Below are 15,817 nucleotides of genomic sequence, written 5' to 3'. Positions count from 1 at the left end.
GGGCCACTTGAGCCCCGCAAGTTTTACACGCTGGATGTAGTCGCCAACAGTGCTGCGGCCTATTCCACAGCTCAAACCGATCTCACGGTTGCTGCAGTTCAGTTCATATTTGAGGCGTAACACCTCTCGTATTTTTCGCATAGATAACCTCTTGCCTGGCATAAAACCCTCTTCGATAAAAACAATAAAAAGGGTTCATCTACCATCTGGTTTTATGCGTCGCTACCCTCCAACTTGGGTGGCCGGGATCGTCTGGAATCACTGACCGGAATGAAATGGAATCACTGGCCGGGATCAAATGGAATGGGTGGCCGGAATGGAATGGAATCGCCGGCCGGAATCATCTGGAATACTCAACCAACTGGAAATGTCAAAAAAAAAGACATACTGTGCTGGTACTGGTATGCCTTTCTTTATCGTCATCTACTCGCCGATGACCATCCTGGCAAGCTGTTTGGCATTGGTCTGTGATGGTTGCGAGACTTCGCCAGAGAACGACAGATTGAGGTTGTATGTTGCTACTGATGATGAGCCGACCAGCCCGCCTGTTGCGAAAGCAGGAACGGGTATTTTGGGTATGCGCATATTGTTCAACATCTTAAATATGCCGACCCCAAACTTGGCCACAGTCTCTTTTTTGATAATAAACTCTCCAGCCTCAAGCAGTGCTGCTATGCGGTCGCCGCCACCATACCCAGGCAATTGGCCACCCCTTGCAAACTTTGGCACGTCCAAACCAACAACGCCCCTGGTCTGCTTTTTCTCGACCTGCCGCACATAAACATCAATGGTCTTGCCTGAGAGTGCATCTATCTCCCCGGCAATAGTTTGAACACCTTTTTCCCGTTCTTCTCGACAAGTTCCCATTGGGTGGCCCATGACTGCGATACCTTCTTTACTGTGTTGTGATATTCGACGGTCAGGCCGTTCACTGTTTTTAGATGTGCCTCGCCGAGTTTTCCGTCAACGCTGTCATTTAACTCGTCGGCCACTGCTCGCGCTGCTTCCTGCTCCTTCTTGAGGATTTCAATACCCTTCCTGCCTGCTGCCTCAACGCCTTTCATGGCAGTCTGCAGTGCCTTATTTTTTATAACGAGAACCTTGTCGCCGTCCTTTATCTCGGTATTGAGTGCTTTGTAGGCACTTTTGGCCATATCTGCGTATTCTTTGGCCTCGTCGAGCCTGACAGCCGCTGTTTCATCATCTCCAGCCGCCGCAGCCTCTTTTGCCATCTCCAGCGCTCGTTCTGATGCGGCGTAATATTCTTCTGCTTCTTTTTTACGGTCACGCCATGCGCCAATGATGGACATCCCGGACCTGGCCATGTCTCTTAATTCCGCGTTCAAAGACCGCTGCGAATCGTTGATCTCGTTTTGCCGGTTCTTTATTTTGTCAACGAGCTTCTTGTATTGCTGTTCGATCTCTTTGGTTACTTCTTTGGATGTGGCAACCTGTGCGTCGCCTGATTCTTGAGACGATTCGGCACCCTCTTTGTGTGCCGCAGATGCTTACTTGCCTATATCGCTATACAGTTCGTCATAGATTTCTTTGGCCATGTCGATTTCTTGCTGCACTGCATTCGTGTCGCCGCCAGAAATCCACATCCACGCTTTTTGTGCCTGGAGCGCGATCCAGTTAAACGAGTATGCAATCCTGTTACAGGCCTTTTTGGCCATGTAGGATTGATTGTACATCCATGTTTCGAGTTGCCAGCCTCCGATAGCGGAACCAAGAACACTAGCGAGTCCACTAAGTGTTGTTTTTAAGCCTCCTGCCGCTATTTCTGTAAAGGTGAAGGAGTATTTTTAATTTTGACAGCCAGGAGGCTTCGCGGAGTTTTGTTAGCGATTCCAGGGCGACGCCAAGGCTTTTAAGAGTGTTAAACGGTAATCCAAAGGCGAATTTCAGCGTTTTCATTGTTGCAGATAGCAGAAACGTTGCACTGGTCACCTTAACCAACATCGGACCCAATGGGTGCAGCGCGTCAAATAACGTAAGAAACGCCCGGCCAATTAATGTAACACCCTCAATCACCGCTCCTGATACTTCCACGATGGTTTGTAATGCTCTGGAGAATTGCTCAGAGGTCAAAGAATCTAAAAACGCGGAAACTCTTTTGTCCACATCCTCCATAGCTTCCATAATTTTTTCATTGAACGTAAATGTTCCTGCTGCCTCGTCTATTGTTACAATGGCATCCTGCATGCGCAATAATGCTCGCGTTGTCGAAGCAAACAGCCAGCCCTGCAGTTCCTTGACCAAGTGCCATCTGTACGGCGTCTTTCAGGTTTGACCAGGCGCCAGAGAAGGTTTTTGCCGCCTGTTGCCCTGCGACGGTGAACGCTGCAAGCTGGTTTTTGTAATTCAGCGTCAAAAATTTGACCCTTTTCCTCTTTGAATGTTGACCCCTTTGCGGGCATGGAGACCTGAAAATAATCTGTCCTTATAATCTCTTCATATTAGAGGGTTAAGGGCTTTTGAAGATAAGAGATGTTTAAGCCAATAGGGGCAACCTTGGAAGCTGATCGGGGGGCAAAATTGCACGCCGTTTGACACCAAGACCCAATATTTTCCGACGAGCATTTGGTTGGGCCTATTCTCGGAATTGGAGTTGAGAGGCTACCATCTGGGTAGATGAAAGTAAAGGATAGTTGAAAGGAGAGAGACACCCCACTAACTCAACTAAGATGATTCTCCAATTCCAAGCGAAGCATTACAGCTCCCCTTATCCAAGTCGATGCGAGAGAGCTTAATCATCAGCGCTTTCCATCATGTTTTCAAAAGGTGGGAAGCGCTGATAGCTTGATCATGCCACCTGTCTTGGGTCTGTGGTGTGTTGACAAGCCGGCGCCGGGTCAACAACATGTCGACTTACTTACAGGTCCCCTTTACCGGATGGCAACTTCCACTGCAGCACGGTACTTCTGGGTCGCATTGTTCCCCTTTCAGCAAACAGGTAGAAGGGCATGACCCGTTGGGTGTGTTGATACACTGCCCTGAATCGCATGTGTCATCTGTACAGGGATTACTATCGTCGCATTCACCACTCTCGACACATTCCGAGCTTACAGTGCCTTCGCCCAAAAAAGGCTTGACTTTCGGATAGTAGTAGGCGAATGCACCGTCCACCGTAGCATTGTTTTCAGGATCGCACTCGTCATACACGTTAGTACCGCAAGCTCCGCTGAGCTGGCCCACGATCTGGGCATCGGTATTCAAAACCGGTGAGCCGCTGCTTCCACCCGCGGTGGCCCCTAAAGTATCGCGACTGTAAATCCTTTCACCGCGTGGCCAAGATCGGCAGGTGATCCCCTCAGTTGTGTCCACTTCGTGCTCTGAGTAGGCCTGGGGAAGACCGCCTGGATGGCTGATACGGTACAGTTGAGTCCCGTTGGTGTCAGCAACCGGGTCGCTGTTCCACCCGAGAAAGGTGGTGGTTGGGGGATTTTCCTTGAGTTCTAGCAGCGTGAAGTCACCATCGCTGCCGGTGGCCATGATGGTCGATCCGACGGTGTCGCTACTGATGTTCCACAGTGAGCAATTGTTATCATTCTCGCAGGGGGTAGTATATTGGAAAAACGTCTCGACCGAAAGAGCTTCCCTGGTCTTGTCAATACAGTGGTTTGCCGTGAGGAAATAGGGTATATTCGTCGTATCGTCACTGTCGGCAATCAGACCGCCACTGCACACATAGTAATAGGGGCCCGATATGAAGAGGATGCTCGCGTAGGCATCGCGGACGCTATTGATCTGCTGTGGTATGGCCTTATCTATTTCAGCGCACGTCGCGTTGACGAGGCACCATACCTCTGAGCCGCAGTAACTCAGAGTCATTACACCAGCACCCGCCACGTGGACAGAGCCGCGAATCTGTACCTCCTCACCCCAAAAGGTATGAGTAAAGCCGTCTTCAGTGTACTCGTGCGCCTCACCCGCATTATTGAACACGGAGACCGTGCCTTTTACGTCTGTAAGTTCGAGTCGCACCGCTTGGGCGCCCTGTACTCTGACGATGAGGTCGGTGCCCTTGTTGGATACGGCCCACGAGACAGCACGGTGAACCCCGACCCTGAAACGTCCCGTGGAATCGACCCCGAGACGATCGAGAATGTCGTTCTCAACGGCCGTCAGCGCGATGTTCTGTCGGATCGCCGCGTGAGGAGATGCGGTCAGTCGCGCATGCAGGGCCGCCATCTTCTGCGCTTGCTCGGCCCTGGAATGACCATTAGTGCCTATTTCCGGGGTCTTGCTGGCTGCCTGAACTCCTGGGATAGAAAACAGGACTAGCCCGATGATTGCCAATAATAGATACGGTCTGAATCGTTTTATCATCTCTACCTCCCCAGGATCTGGATATCATGTTGTGGCAGAAAAATGTTAAGTAACTTTCAACTCTTACTCAGGATATAAGAAAAGATGGGTCTCTTTTGTTTTTAAAATTCAGATATCTATTCAAGACCTGTTACTTTTCATCCCTGTCTCTTGGCAGGTTTAACGCATTTCAATACCCATTATCATAGAATTATATGCGATGATAACGACAATGATCAAGAGAGCAAAATTTTATACCACTTATGAAATGCCCACTGTTCAGAACTGACTTGAATATGGCAATAGCAGGAACAAAATCCCGGCTGCCGGTTATTTCCAGGAGTAGCTATCGTCCTGTTAACTGTTTGTTCCTTATTTCGCTGCCTTATCATCTCGTCAAGCCGTTCCCGACAAAAATTGACTATGAATTAAATCCAAAGAAGTCGAAGTCATATGTTGGACGCATTTATTGTAAAAATGCATGGAAGGATATGCTACCCAGGTCGACAGGTCAGGAAATTGGTGTGTCCCATGAGGCTCACAGGTCAGTGGCTGTCGGCTTTGTGCTGGTCGAAATCTATTTCTAGATAGGAACTCTGCACCATTTTGAGATCATCAGCCACCGCTGCATCGAACCCTGACTCATTGATATTGCAGCTTGGTCGCGATTGGGCTAGTATGAAAAAAGCTTTTTAATATCTGTTATATAGAGATAATTTTTCGTAACAAAAAAAGTGTTCGTGCCCCTTATTGGCTCATTTGCCCCAATTCAGTTGAGGTCAGTGACGCAAAATCCGGGAAAATTGCAGTAGTATACTGAGAGTATGCCTTGCAGAGGAATCAGAGAATGAAGCAAATATTTCCAGAACCAATTCAAAACCTGCCGGAAGCGGATATTCCTGTTGAAGGGATTACCGCATATTTGTCCCAATCGGAAACGCATCAGATAGTGTTCATGCAGTTTGATAAAGATGTCGATTTGCCCGAACACTCTCATGCTGCCCAAATTGGGATAGTTTTAGAGGGCAAAATTGATTTAATAATCGATGGGGAAAAAGGTAGTTACTACAAGGGGGATCGCTACTATATTCCGGAAGGAATTAAGCATTCTGGGAAGATATATGCGGGATATGCCGACATGACTTTTTTTAATGAACCGGACAGATATAGCAAAAAGCAGGATCGGGCGTAAGTTATCGTTACCGTGGAGCGACAGGATAAGCTATCTCCCAAATCAACTGTTAACCCCTTAAAAAATATGGACAGACAAACTGGTACTGTTTCAAAATGGAGCGAGGAAAAAGGTTTCGGATTTATCACCGCTGATGAAGACGGGGAGTCCATGTTCTTTCATATAAATGACTATAGCCATCGCCATAAGCGGCCAATAAAAAATCTCAAGGTCCAGTATTACATTTCATCCGATCCCAAAGGCCGCACCTGTGCGATTGATGTCGCACCTGTTGAAGGACACAAAAACAATGGTAGAGAATTAAAACAGAAGTCCTTTTCCCTGCTTATTCTGGGATCTTTTTCATTGGCGCTCTATTTTTTATTTACATTGAAACTGATCCCGTCTCAGTTGATCTATTGTTATGCGCTTATGAGCGTCGTAACTTTTATCATGTATGCAAAAGATAAAAGTGCTGCTGGATTGGGCAGATGGAGAACTCCTGAGCGAACGTTGCATATATTGTCACTGCTCGGAGGATGGCCTGGGGCAAAGATCGCACAGAGCTTTCTTCGGCATAAATCTAAAAAGATATCGTTCAGGGTAACCTATTGGATAACAGTAATCATGAACTGTGGCGCACTGTACTGGCTGACTACTCCGCAAGGCAGTTTGTATCTGCATAATATACTGAAAAATATAAAGCCTGGATGATCAGCAGGGCAACGCAGGTATCTCAACTGCCTCATTTTTGCACCAATTACAATGAGAAAGACCAAACGTTGGGGCTGCCGCTTTTTTCCTGTCTAGCTTAGTCCGGGCTCATGATGAAAAACCGGATCGGCTTTTTTAAGCAACTCCAGTGGGATATGGCATGCGATCCGGTGTCCTTTATCGTTAATTTGCCAGGGAGGTTCCTTCTCTTTGCAAATCCTGCCGCCGTCCTCAAGAAAAATTTTACGTCGAGGACATCTGGTGTGAAAAGAACAGCCTGCAGGCGGATTAAGAGCGCTGGGAACGTTGCCGCTCAACCGTACATCTTTCTGCACTGTTTCAGGGTCCGGAACCGGAACCGCAGACAGCAGTGCTTCGGTGTAAGGATGGTATGGAGGCAAATAAATGGAGTCGGCGGGACCTATTTCGACTATCTGTCCCAAGTACATGACCGCAATTTCATCGGAGAAAAAACGTACGACACTCAGGTCGTGGGCAATGAAGATCATGGTCGCGTCAAGACTTGACTGTATTTCAAGCAACAGATTGACTACTGCGGCCTGAACCGAGACATCAAGGGCGGAAACCGGTTCGTCACAGATTATAAGGTCGGGTCGGCTGGCAAGTGCTCTTGCTATTCCCACCCGTTGTTTCTCTCCTCCGCTCAACTGTCTTGGAAGTCGGTCATAGTAAGAAGCACTCAACCGGACCGCCTTCAACAGGCGACACACCTCCTTTTTGACTTCTCCTCTCGGTACAACCTTGAATTTTTTTATCGGTCTTGCGATCTGGCTGCCGATGGAATAGGACGGGTTCAGGGTAGAGTCGGGATTCTGGAAAACCATCTGCATTTCCCGGATCAGGTTCGTCTCCCGGTGAGCTACAGGGTCGGTCACATCAATACCAAGAAACTGAACGTCTCCTTCGGTAATTTCTTCAAGTCCTATTAATCCTTTGACCAGAGTTGATTTTCCACATCCGGATTCTCCCACAATACCCAGGGTTTTGCCTTTTGCCAGGGTAACACTAACCCCGTCAACGGCTTTTACGTACTTGTTTGTGCCGAGACCGAAAAGACTGCGTATGGACTTGGATTCCTGCGTATAATATACCCTGAGGTCGTCGCAGTGGAGCATCGACTCTTTATTGGTGGAAGAGTTCTCCGGTTGCCGGGGAAAATTTTGTTTTGTCTTTTTCGCGTCCCTTTTTCGCTTTCCATCCATCTTGTCGGCATAGATGCACCTGGAGAAATGGCTGTTGCCAACATTTACCATGTCTGGCCGCCCGGCGAGGCACTCTTTAGTTGCAAACTCACACCGGGGGGCAAAAATACATGCATTGTCAGGGCGCTTGACCGGTGGCGGGACCCTTCCCTTGATGGGACGGAGTATCGACTCGGCCTTGCTTTCGCCAAGACGCGGTACACAGCTCAACAGTCCTATGGTGTATGGATGTGAAGGGTGTTTGAAGATATCGGCAACACTGCCTTTTTCAACCAGTTCACCGGCATACATGACACACAGGGTGTCACACACCCTGGCCACCACACCGAGATTATGTGTGATAAAAATATTTGCCGTACGGTACTCTTGTTTTAATTCCTCAAGGAGGTCGAGGACTGCTGCCTCAACGGTCACATCAAGGGCTGTGGTTGGCTCGTCCATGATCAGCAGGGCAGGGTTGTTCAGCATGGCCATTGCTATTACGATGCGCTGCTGCTGACCTCCTGAGATCTGGTGGGTATAGCGGTCCATTACCGACTCGGGATCGGGCATGTTGACTTTCTTGAGCATGGCCAGAACTTGTTTCCGCGCCTGATTTTGCGAAATCTTGCTGTGACTGGTGAGAACTTCGATGAGCTGTTCCCCCAGCCGGATGGAAGGATTAAGCGCCTGCATCGGATCCTGGTACACCATTGAGATGGAGTTACCCCTCAATTTTTTGAGCTCTTTTTCCGATGCCCCCAACAAGTTACTGCCCCTTAACCGCACCTCACCGTCGGTTATTTTGCCGTTTGCTCCGAGGTAGTTTATAAGACCGAATGCAATCGTGCTTTTTCCGCAGCCCGATTCCCCAACCAGGCCCACAGTTTCACCCTCATGTACGGTAAATGAAACATCACGAACCGCCTGGACATCACCTGTTCGTGTCTCGTAAGCAACTCCCATGTGGTCTACTTCCAGCACGACCTTTCTTTTGATCTCGTCCATTCTCTGTTTTTCTGCCTGCAAAGCTTATTGTTTGTACTATGTTGACAAACCCGCGCACCGCAATGTTCTCACCTGCGCTATGACACGGGCTGCCGTGAGAAATAAACGTTGCATCTTTTATTGATATTTCATGGATTCCTCTCTCAACCCATCGGCCAGGAGGTTAAGTCCTACAACCAGTGATGCTATGGCGAGCGATGGCCATAAGGCCGCCCAGAAACTGCCTTCGAGGATAAATTCCCTGCCCTTGGCAACCATCGATCCCCAGTCCGGTGATGGCGGCGGCATCCCAAGTCCAAGAAAACCGAGGGTCCCCATGGCAAAAATTGCGTAACCGATTCGCAACATGGCATCGACAATAATGGGGCCTCTTGCGTTTGGCAAAATTTCAACAAACATTATATACCAGCTGCTTTCCCCCCTGGTTTGCGCTGCCTTGACGTACTCCCTGGTCCTGATATCGAGGGTGAGACTTCTTACCAGCCGGGCGATCCCCGGAGTTCCTACAATGGTAATGGCGATAACAACATTAAAAGCCGATGCGCCGAGGGTGGACATGATGATCAGAAAGAGCAGGATGATGGGGATAGCCATCATCGCATCGAGCAGGCGCATTACCACTTCATCGAGCCATCCGCCGTGATATCCGCTTAACAGTCCAAGGGTCGTGCCAAACAGCAGCGCGACAAAAACTCCCCACACGGCTGTACCGCCGGGGAGCCAGAGGTCTTCAGAAATCGGTAGAATAATCAGAACAATGCGGGCTCCGTAAATAAGGCGGGTCCAGAGATCCCGGCCAAGTTCGTCCGTGCCGAGGATGTGCGCAGCCGTTGGACCCTGGTTGGGGGCTTTCCAGTCCTGTTCATAAGGGGTGTATGGCGAGAGCATCGGTGCGAAAACTGCCACAGCTACCCAGAAAAGAACGATTGACAACCCGATAACCGCTATACGGGAAGAAAAAAGTACCCCCAGAGAGGAGGAGAACGTCGTCAGGATTTTGGGACCGGACCGCAAAGCCGACCTTTCACCATGTCTTGATTCGGCCTGTTGGCCGTCTGACACCTCGGGTTCACTGTTGTTTTTGGAATCAGTAGTGTTCATATCGTTTAGGTGTATCGTATTCTTGGGTTCAGAAAGGTGTAGATAATATCGGCAATCAGCTGGGTGCCTACTGCCACGATGACCAGTATCATCGCTCCGGTTTCAAGGGCGTTGATATCTTTGTTCATGGCTGAATCGAGCAGGTACTTTCCGAGACCGGGATACCCGAACACAACCTCGACAATGACAATCCCGCCCATAAGCCAGTTGACGTGAAGCATAATGACGGTAATAGGTGCCATCAGCGCGTTGCGAACAGCGTGCTTGAAGATTACCCTTTTGTAGCTTAATCCCTTAAGGTAGGCAGTCCTGATATAGGCGGAGCGCATTACTTCCACCATGCTTGCCCTGGTTATCCTGAGAACATATCCCAGCTCAACAAGAGTCAGGGTCAGGACCGGCAGAATCAACATGTCGAGTCGCTGCCACGGAGCCAGCTCGCCAAACACTGTTGCTCCGGGAACGATCTTCAGCCAGACCGAAAAAATAAGAATAAGAAAAATTCCGGTGGCAAATTCGGGAATTACTGAAAATACCATTCCACCAACGGAGAGCACCCGGTCCTGAAGCGATCCTTCCCGAAGACCGGCGATAATGCCAAGTAGCAGTGCCATCGGCATGACAATGGTAAAAGCGATTCCGGCAAGCACTAGGGAGTTTCTCAACCGAACAAAGATCGAATCGGCAACAGGACGGCCGGTGAGCATGGACACTCCCGGATCTCCTCGAATAAATCCCTTCTTCAGCGGGAGATATTCGACAGCACCGCCACTTGACTCCGCCCAGCCTTTGCCCAAGGAAAAAGTCCAGACTGTTTTGTCCGTGCCTTTTTCCCATTTTACCGCCCGGTTGCCATTATCAACCCCCCAGAAATAGTAACTGCCTCCTGAATTTTTCCGCCACCGGCCGTTGTCGTTTACGGTAGACACTGAGCCGTCCTGCTGTCTTACTATAGCGACAAGGTCATCTCCGGAAAGTTTCCACCGCCTCAGCGTCCCGGCGTCGTCTCTGGCCCACCATTCAACAAAGCCCTTTTCTGTCCTGATGCGTACCAGATCCATTCCTGCTTTTCTGCTGGCCTGGGTATCGGAACCGGCCAGCCAGTACAGGTATCGCTTCCAGACAGGTTTATCCATACCCATCTGAGCCAGGAAGGAAGCTTCCTGTTCCGGAGTGACAAAAGCACCTAGAATATTGCGGGCCACGTTGCCCGGAGAAGATTCTGTTATGGCAAAAACCACAATCGACACCAGAATCATGGTGATAACGAGAAACCCCAGACGTCGAACTATAAATTTACCCATATGTACGATGTTAAAAAAAATTAAGCGCGGCAGGAGGGTTTCACCCTCCCGCGCAATATAACGGTTGTTACCTTTGGCATGCTCTTCTCATCATGAACGGCCTCGATTATCAACCATCAAGGAATATGTCTTTCAAGAACAGATACTTGTTGGGGTGGGCGAGCAGGTTTTTAATCTTTTTGTTCGGGCACAGCCAGAGATTCATCCAGTAGGCTATACCGATCGGCCCTCTTTCCTGCATGATTTTTTCAAGCTCGCAAAATACCTTACGTCGTTCCTTCACATCGTAAATCCCGCTGGCCTTGGCAAGAAGCTCATTAAATTCTTCGTCCACCCACCTCGTTTCATTCCAGGGAACCGGCTTGCCGTCATCGTCCGACGTGTAGGCCAAATTAAGCACCATGGTGCCGAGCGGTCTATGGGTCCAGGGGGTTATCCCGAGGTCTACCTCGGTCCACTTCTCCCAGTACTGGCTGGAGGGCATGGTCTGAATATTTATCCTGAAGCCTGCCGGGGCCGCATCCTGCTTCAGGACTTCGGCGTACCTGACAACATCCGACCATTCGGAGGCCACGGCGAGGTTCACGTCGATTCCCTCCGGATACCCTGCCTCTTTGAGCAACTGTTTTGCCTTTTCCGGCTGATACTTCGGGACCGGGATATCGCAATACTCCGGATGATTTGGATAGACATGGACATCTTCTCCCTCCGTTCCCTCTCCCTGATAGGCCAGCGCCAGGATTTTCTCGCGATTCTGACAGAGCTTCAGTGCCATGCGAACCCGATTGTCGTCCCAGGGCTTAATATCTACGCGCATCCGCAACACCCTTGTTGTGGCGGTCGTAACTGAGATCACTTCAATGTGATCATCATTTTTTACAGCCTTCATGATTCTTGGGCCGACGTTGTCCGATGAATCTATGAGATCTATATCTCCGGCTTTGAGCGCAGCAATCTGGGGAGCCAAATCCCCCCCCATGTCTATGAAACGAATTTCATCAATGTATGGCAGTGGTTTTCCGTCATTGCCTTTCTGCCAGTAATCCTTGCGCGCCTTAAGGATACAGATCTCACCTTCCTTGTAGGTGTCCAGTGTAAAAGGACCGGTGCCGTGGGGAGCCTTTTTAATATCGCCGTCAAAAGTCCTGTGGTTCACGACCTGAGCCATATACATGAAAAAATGTTCGGGAACCGCTATCTCTGGTCGCTTGAGATGCAGCTTAAACTGATATTCCCCGGTCTTTTCGATCCCGGCAGGATCAAGGTAGGAACCGACCAGTCCCAGCAGGGATGACTTTACTTCTTTGTCAAGCCACTGACCGATGGTGAATATGCAGTCGTCGGCGGTAAGGGTGTCGCCGTTGTTGAACGTCACGTTCTTTCGTACGTTGAAAGTCCAGGTTTTCAGGTCGTCACTCGCAGACCAGCTTTCACAGAGATAGGGCCTGGTGATGTTGTTTTCATCGGTAAAGGTCATGTATTCCAGCACCTGCCGCATGGCGTTGGAAGGCATTATCCATGTATATCTGGCGGGATGATCGATCTTTTGGATCTGCTGCGATACTTTAAGCACCCCGCCTCTTTTTACGGTTGCAGCGACGCTGCTTTCTGGAAAGGTTATCCCCCCTAGGGTTGAAACAGTGGCTGCCGAAGCCCCGAGAAGTGATGCATAACGCAAGAATTCGCGCCTGGAAACAGCACCGTTTTTCAGGTCTTTTTTCATCTCGATGAGTATTGGATGCAGCTTCTCTTTAGAATTCATTATGTCCTCCGGAAAGAGCTAAGTTGTACGAACTGGAAATTTTGAGATGACAAACAATCAGAAATGTATTGAGCTGATATCTTTACTATTAAAAATGAAATATAACGAAATTGAGAACAACAACAGATAAGATATTGAGTTATCGTATTGAAATTAAGACTAATAAATATTCGAGGAAATATTCAAACATACATTGTATACAAACCTTTTGTCAATAAAGATTATGTGAAAACTCTTGTCAGTAGATTGTTGCAGAAAGAAAATCCCATATACTTACAGCTGGAAATCACGCACTGACCATTACTTGTCCGATAAAAAAATGAAATCGACGCAGGCGAAGACAAGCCTTTACGATCTTCCAGCCAGCATAAAAATATTGCCGCTCATGTTGTTCTGTAATATTATATAGACAATCGGGCAGTTACATGAAATTTTATCCCTGTTAAACCTTGCTGAACCCTGCTGTTTCCCTATCTATTATTCACGGAGTCTGAAAACAGATGAGCCAGGATCTTGTTGAAAAAAAAGTTACGGATGAAGTGCTTATAAATCTCAGGAAAATCATTCAGATGATTGATATTCACTCCCGCTTCCTGGTTCGGCAGGTGGGGTTGACCGGTCCGCAGTTGACGATCCTGCAGGAAGTGAGCAAATGTGGTGAAATATCCACCGGTGAACTGGCAAAAGCCATCAGCCTGAGCCAGGCCACAGTAACCGGGATCATCGAACGGCTGGATAAAAAAGGATTGATAACGAGAAACAGAAGTGACAGGGATCGGCGAAAGGTGATGATTGGAGTTACGGACAAATGTCTGCAAATCCTTGAAAAGGCACCGCCGCCGCTCCAGCAGTCATTTGTCAATGCGTTTCACGAACTTCAGGAGTGGGAACAGTCTATGATACTGAGTTCATTGCAAAGACTCGTTGTAATGATGGATGCCAAACAACTTGATGCAGCTCCTCTGCTTGCCACCGGACCAGTCAATTCTTGCGAAGAATGACGACAGCGGTTTTAACTGATTGATAGGTTTGTTTTTACTTTCGTACTCCAGTAGAATGGCAGTATTGCCGTGTCACTTGATTCGGCTGTTTTACAATCAGGTAAGAATGTTGCCACACGCCTGTCTCGTTTACCTGCGTCGTGGTTCAGTTCTGTTTCCCCGTCCTGAGCACGAGATTTTTTTCAGGAAAAACGAATAAAAGTATGCAGAGCATTTTAAGGGAGTAAAGGATAAGCCATGAAGAGTAGAACGATACTGGAAATCGAGAGTTTTGTCGAACAATATCAAAAAAACAGGAGAGTGAGTACAGGCTGGGGCGTTCCTCTTGTAAGATTCGCCGAAGCTGTCGATCCGCTTTTTAATCAGCTGAAAACAGCGGTAAGTCCTACTCACGCAGTTCCACACGACCTGTTGGCGAATGGTAGGTCTGTCGTTTCTTTTTTCCTGCCTTTTGCAAAATCAGTCACATCCTCCAATATCAAAGAGCGTCTGAGTTCTCCCAGATGGGCTGCAAGCTATATTGAAACCAATGAACTGATAAGACAACTTAGTCTTCATCTTGCAAAAGTATTTGGTGATGGTGGTGAGGAAGTGGCCACCATTCCTGCCACCCATAACTGGATAAAAGAAAAATTGATCAGTAACTGGTCCCATCGGCACGTGGCTTTTGTAACCGGACTTGGGCGGTTTGGTCTCAATAATATGCTTATTACAGATAGTGGATGTTGCGGCAGGCTGGGGAGTTTAATCACATCCGCGGTGATAGAACCCGATGTGCGCCCTGAACAAGAGTCCTGTCTATACCGATATGACGGCAGCTGCAAGAAATGCGTCGATAAATGTGTCAACAAGGCGCTTTTTCCTGACTCTTTTGACCGGTTCAGATGTTACGACCAGTGCCTTGAAAATGCTGAAAAACACAAGTCTGTCGGCTATGCAGACGTATGCGGTAAATGTCTCACCGTGGTGCCTTGTTCCCATATCAACCCGGTTAAAGCGAAGCTGAACGCAAGAGATGTGGCCATAGGATGATTTCACACGAATTTACAGGATCAAAAGGAAAACCAAATGGCAAAAGAGATAAAACCGGTAGTGGCCTATGAGGACTCATTTGCAATGCTCGACGTACGAGTCGGCAGGGTTGTTGAAGTGGAACTGGAAACCGGAACAGTTAAGCCGACATACAGGATGGTCGTCGATTTCGGCAAATATGGCAAGCGAGTAAGCTACGGTCGTTTTACCTGCCATCCCATCAGTGAGGTAAAGGACAGGCTGGTTCTCGGAGTATTAAATTTTTCCCCAAAGCCAATGGGTCCTTTTATTTCAGAGGTGTTGGTGTTGGGTGTGCAATACCCGAAGGCTGAGAGCGGGGAAGCCACATTTGTGTCACCTGCAGTTCATGCAAAAATTGGCAGTAAGCTGTTTTAGCAGAAGAATCCGGCCAGACGGATTTCCAGGTCTTGTCTGTATCTTGTCGAAAACCGGGTATCCTGGCAGCACTGCCGCGGTAAACCGCAAACATACAAGGAACAGCTCATGAAAAAAGAATGGTTACCGGCGTTCGGGCAGATGGTATACGGTATCTATGTGCTGACCACCCGAGCGGGTGATGTCATGAACGGGATGATTGCCTCATGGGTTTCCCAGGTCTCTTACAGTCCGCCTCTTATAATGGCTGCTGTCCATCCAAACCGTTATTCCAACGAACTGATAGAAAAAAGCGGGGTGTTTGCGCTTCATGTCCTTGATCGTTCGCAAAAAGACTACCTTGACCGGTTCAAAATAGAGGAACCGGCAAAAAAATTTTCCGGATTATCGTGGAAAACGGGGAAGACCGGGGTGCCGCTCCTTGATGACTGTCTCGCCTGTTTTGAACTAGAGGTAACCGAACGGTATTGTCCGGGAAATCATACGCTTTTTATCGGCAAAGTGGTCGACTGCACCATTCGCTCCCCAGGAACGCCGCTATTGACCCTTGATTACGAGAAAACATATCTGGGCAAATCGTAATTTCCAAAAGGTAACGATATTATCGCAACGGCGCTGTTTCATCAGGGGGAGCTACAGCCGCGATGGAGACTGTACGTTCATCCGGGAACAAAAGGACCGGCCGTGAAGGGCCAGCCCTTTGTTCGTCTGCTGATTGTTAATCAGCCGCCGAATATTGACAGCAGCACTCCGGCGGATACGGCCGAACCGATAACACCTGCGACATTGGGCCCCATGGCATGCATGAGCAGAAA

Annotated in this window: 17 protein-coding genes; 6 read left to right on the top strand and 11 right to left on the bottom strand. The window is 48.6% G+C overall.

All coding sequences use genetic code 11. The features are described 5' to 3' along the window. The 6 genes from BLQ17_RS23315 to BLQ17_RS20190 all read right to left on the bottom strand — a co-directional run. A partial coding sequence (locus BLQ17_RS23315) for a sigma-70 family RNA polymerase sigma factor (protein ID WP_176761349.1) occupies positions 1-141 on the bottom strand: 141 nt, incomplete at its 3' end. 282 nt (positions 142-423) lie between these two features. Further along, complete coding sequence (locus BLQ17_RS22755; RefSeq protein WP_176761348.1) at positions 424-867, bottom strand: hypothetical protein; 444 nt, start codon at positions 865-867, stop codon at positions 424-426. Further along, positions 810-1,346, bottom strand: coding sequence for a hypothetical protein (locus BLQ17_RS20205; protein ID WP_143005577.1), 537 nt, complete (start codon positions 1,344-1,346; stop codon positions 810-812). Before BLQ17_RS20205 ends, BLQ17_RS22755 begins: the two co-directional genes overlap by 58 nt. Positions 1,347-1,508: 162 nt before the next feature. After that, the gene (locus BLQ17_RS20200; protein ID WP_092225953.1) at positions 1,509-1,694 is read right to left on the bottom strand and encodes a hypothetical protein; all 186 of its coding nucleotides are present in this window, start codon (positions 1,692-1,694) and stop codon (positions 1,509-1,511) included. Positions 1,695-1,749: 55 nt separating this feature from the next. Then, positions 1,750-2,262 carry a hypothetical protein gene (locus BLQ17_RS20195; RefSeq protein WP_143005576.1) on the bottom strand — a complete coding sequence of 171 codons (513 nt, stop codon included), beginning with the start codon at positions 2,260-2,262 and terminating at the stop codon, positions 1,750-1,752. Positions 2,263-2,871: 609 nt separating this feature from the next. Continuing rightward, complete coding sequence (locus BLQ17_RS20190; protein ID WP_092225951.1) at positions 2,872-4,332, bottom strand: trypsin-like serine peptidase; 1,461 nt, start codon at positions 4,330-4,332, stop codon at positions 2,872-2,874. An 826-nt stretch (positions 4,333-5,158) separates the two neighbouring features. Here BLQ17_RS20190 and BLQ17_RS20185 point away from each other — a divergent pair. Beyond that, positions 5,159-5,503 (top strand): cupin domain-containing protein, encoded by a 345-nt coding sequence (locus BLQ17_RS20185; protein ID WP_092225950.1) that lies wholly within the window; start codon positions 5,159-5,161, stop codon positions 5,501-5,503. Positions 5,504-5,515: 12 nt separating this feature from the next. Next, complete coding sequence (locus tag BLQ17_RS20180; RefSeq protein WP_092225949.1) at positions 5,516-6,196, top strand: DUF1294 domain-containing protein; 681 nt, start codon at positions 5,516-5,518, stop codon at positions 6,194-6,196. Between the two features lie 92 nt (positions 6,197-6,288). On the opposite strand, the gene BLQ17_RS20175 is transcribed toward BLQ17_RS20180, so the two are convergent. From BLQ17_RS20175 to BLQ17_RS20160, 4 genes are all read right to left on the bottom strand, one after another. Beyond that, positions 6,289-8,406: a dipeptide ABC transporter ATP-binding protein gene (locus tag BLQ17_RS20175; RefSeq protein WP_092225948.1), complete on the bottom strand. Its 2,118-nt coding sequence runs from the start codon at positions 8,404-8,406 to the stop codon at positions 6,289-6,291. A gap of 117 nt (positions 8,407-8,523) precedes the next feature. After that, positions 8,524-9,507, bottom strand: coding sequence for an ABC transporter permease (locus tag BLQ17_RS20170; RefSeq protein ID WP_092225947.1), 984 nt, complete (start codon positions 9,505-9,507; stop codon positions 8,524-8,526). 5 nt (positions 9,508-9,512) lie between these two features. Continuing rightward, positions 9,513-10,811 (bottom strand): ABC transporter permease, encoded by a 1,299-nt coding sequence (locus tag BLQ17_RS20165; RefSeq protein WP_092225946.1) that lies wholly within the window; start codon positions 10,809-10,811, stop codon positions 9,513-9,515. A 109-nt stretch (positions 10,812-10,920) separates the two neighbouring features. Further along, the gene (locus BLQ17_RS20160) at positions 10,921-12,573 is read right to left on the bottom strand and encodes an ABC transporter substrate-binding protein (RefSeq protein ID WP_092225945.1); all 1,653 of its coding nucleotides are present in this window, start codon (positions 12,571-12,573) and stop codon (positions 10,921-10,923) included. 500 nt (positions 12,574-13,073) lie between these two features. On the opposite strand from BLQ17_RS20160, the gene BLQ17_RS20155 reads away from it, so the two are divergent. From BLQ17_RS20155 to BLQ17_RS20140, 4 genes are all read left to right on the top strand, one after another. Next, positions 13,074-13,574, top strand: a complete 501-nt coding sequence (locus BLQ17_RS20155; RefSeq protein ID WP_092225944.1) for a MarR family winged helix-turn-helix transcriptional regulator — start codon at positions 13,074-13,076, stop codon at positions 13,572-13,574. Positions 13,575-13,811: 237 nt separating this feature from the next. Continuing rightward, positions 13,812-14,606, top strand: a complete 795-nt coding sequence (locus BLQ17_RS20150) for an epoxyqueuosine reductase (RefSeq protein ID WP_092225943.1) — start codon at positions 13,812-13,814, stop codon at positions 14,604-14,606. A 36-nt stretch (positions 14,607-14,642) separates the two neighbouring features. Further along, positions 14,643-15,002, top strand: a complete 360-nt coding sequence (locus BLQ17_RS20145; protein ID WP_092225942.1) for a tRNA-binding protein — start codon at positions 14,643-14,645, stop codon at positions 15,000-15,002. 108 nt (positions 15,003-15,110) lie between these two features. After that, a complete protein-coding gene (locus tag BLQ17_RS20140; protein ID WP_092225941.1) occupies positions 15,111-15,584 on the top strand; it encodes a flavin reductase family protein in 474 nt (157 codons plus the stop codon). A gap of 140 nt (positions 15,585-15,724) precedes the next feature. Here the strand turns inward: BLQ17_RS20140 and BLQ17_RS20135 are convergent. After that, on the bottom strand, positions 15,725-15,817 hold a 93-nt coding region (locus BLQ17_RS20135; RefSeq protein WP_143005575.1), incomplete at its 5' end, for a sodium ion-translocating decarboxylase subunit beta.

The organism is Desulforhopalus singaporensis, assembly GCF_900104445.1.
Lineage (GTDB): Bacteria > Desulfobacterota > Desulfobulbia > Desulfobulbales > Desulfocapsaceae > Desulforhopalus_A > Desulforhopalus_A singaporensis.
This window is presented reverse-complemented; position numbering and strand designations above follow the sequence as displayed.

Coding starts and splice junctions, on each gene's coding strand:
- BLQ17_RS22755 (WP_176761348.1), bottom strand. CDS start 867: ATGGGAACTTGTCGAGAAGAACGGGAAAAAGGTGTTCAAACTATTGCC.
- BLQ17_RS20200 (WP_092225953.1), bottom strand. CDS start 1,694: ATGTACAATCAATCCTACATGGCCAAAAAGGCCTGTAACAGGATTGCA.
- BLQ17_RS20190 (WP_092225951.1), bottom strand. CDS start 4,332: ATGATAAAACGATTCAGACCGTATCTATTATTGGCAATCATCGGGCTA.
- BLQ17_RS20185 (WP_092225950.1), top strand. CDS start 5,159: ATGAAGCAAATATTTCCAGAACCAATTCAAAACCTGCCGGAAGCGGAT.
- BLQ17_RS20175 (WP_092225948.1), bottom strand. CDS start 8,406: ATGGACGAGATCAAAAGAAAGGTCGTGCTGGAAGTAGACCACATGGGA.
- BLQ17_RS20170 (WP_092225947.1), bottom strand. CDS start 9,507: ATGAACACTACTGATTCCAAAAACAACAGTGAACCCGAGGTGTCAGAC.
- BLQ17_RS20165 (WP_092225946.1), bottom strand. CDS start 10,811: ATGGGTAAATTTATAGTTCGACGTCTGGGGTTTCTCGTTATCACCATG.
- BLQ17_RS20160 (WP_092225945.1), bottom strand. CDS start 12,573: ATGAATTCTAAAGAGAAGCTGCATCCAATACTCATCGAGATGAAAAAA.
- BLQ17_RS20155 (WP_092225944.1), top strand. CDS start 13,074: ATGAGCCAGGATCTTGTTGAAAAAAAAGTTACGGATGAAGTGCTTATA.
- BLQ17_RS20150 (WP_092225943.1), top strand. CDS start 13,812: ATGAAGAGTAGAACGATACTGGAAATCGAGAGTTTTGTCGAACAATAT.
- BLQ17_RS20145 (WP_092225942.1), top strand. CDS start 14,643: ATGGCAAAAGAGATAAAACCGGTAGTGGCCTATGAGGACTCATTTGCA.
- BLQ17_RS20140 (WP_092225941.1), top strand. CDS start 15,111: ATGAAAAAAGAATGGTTACCGGCGTTCGGGCAGATGGTATACGGTATC.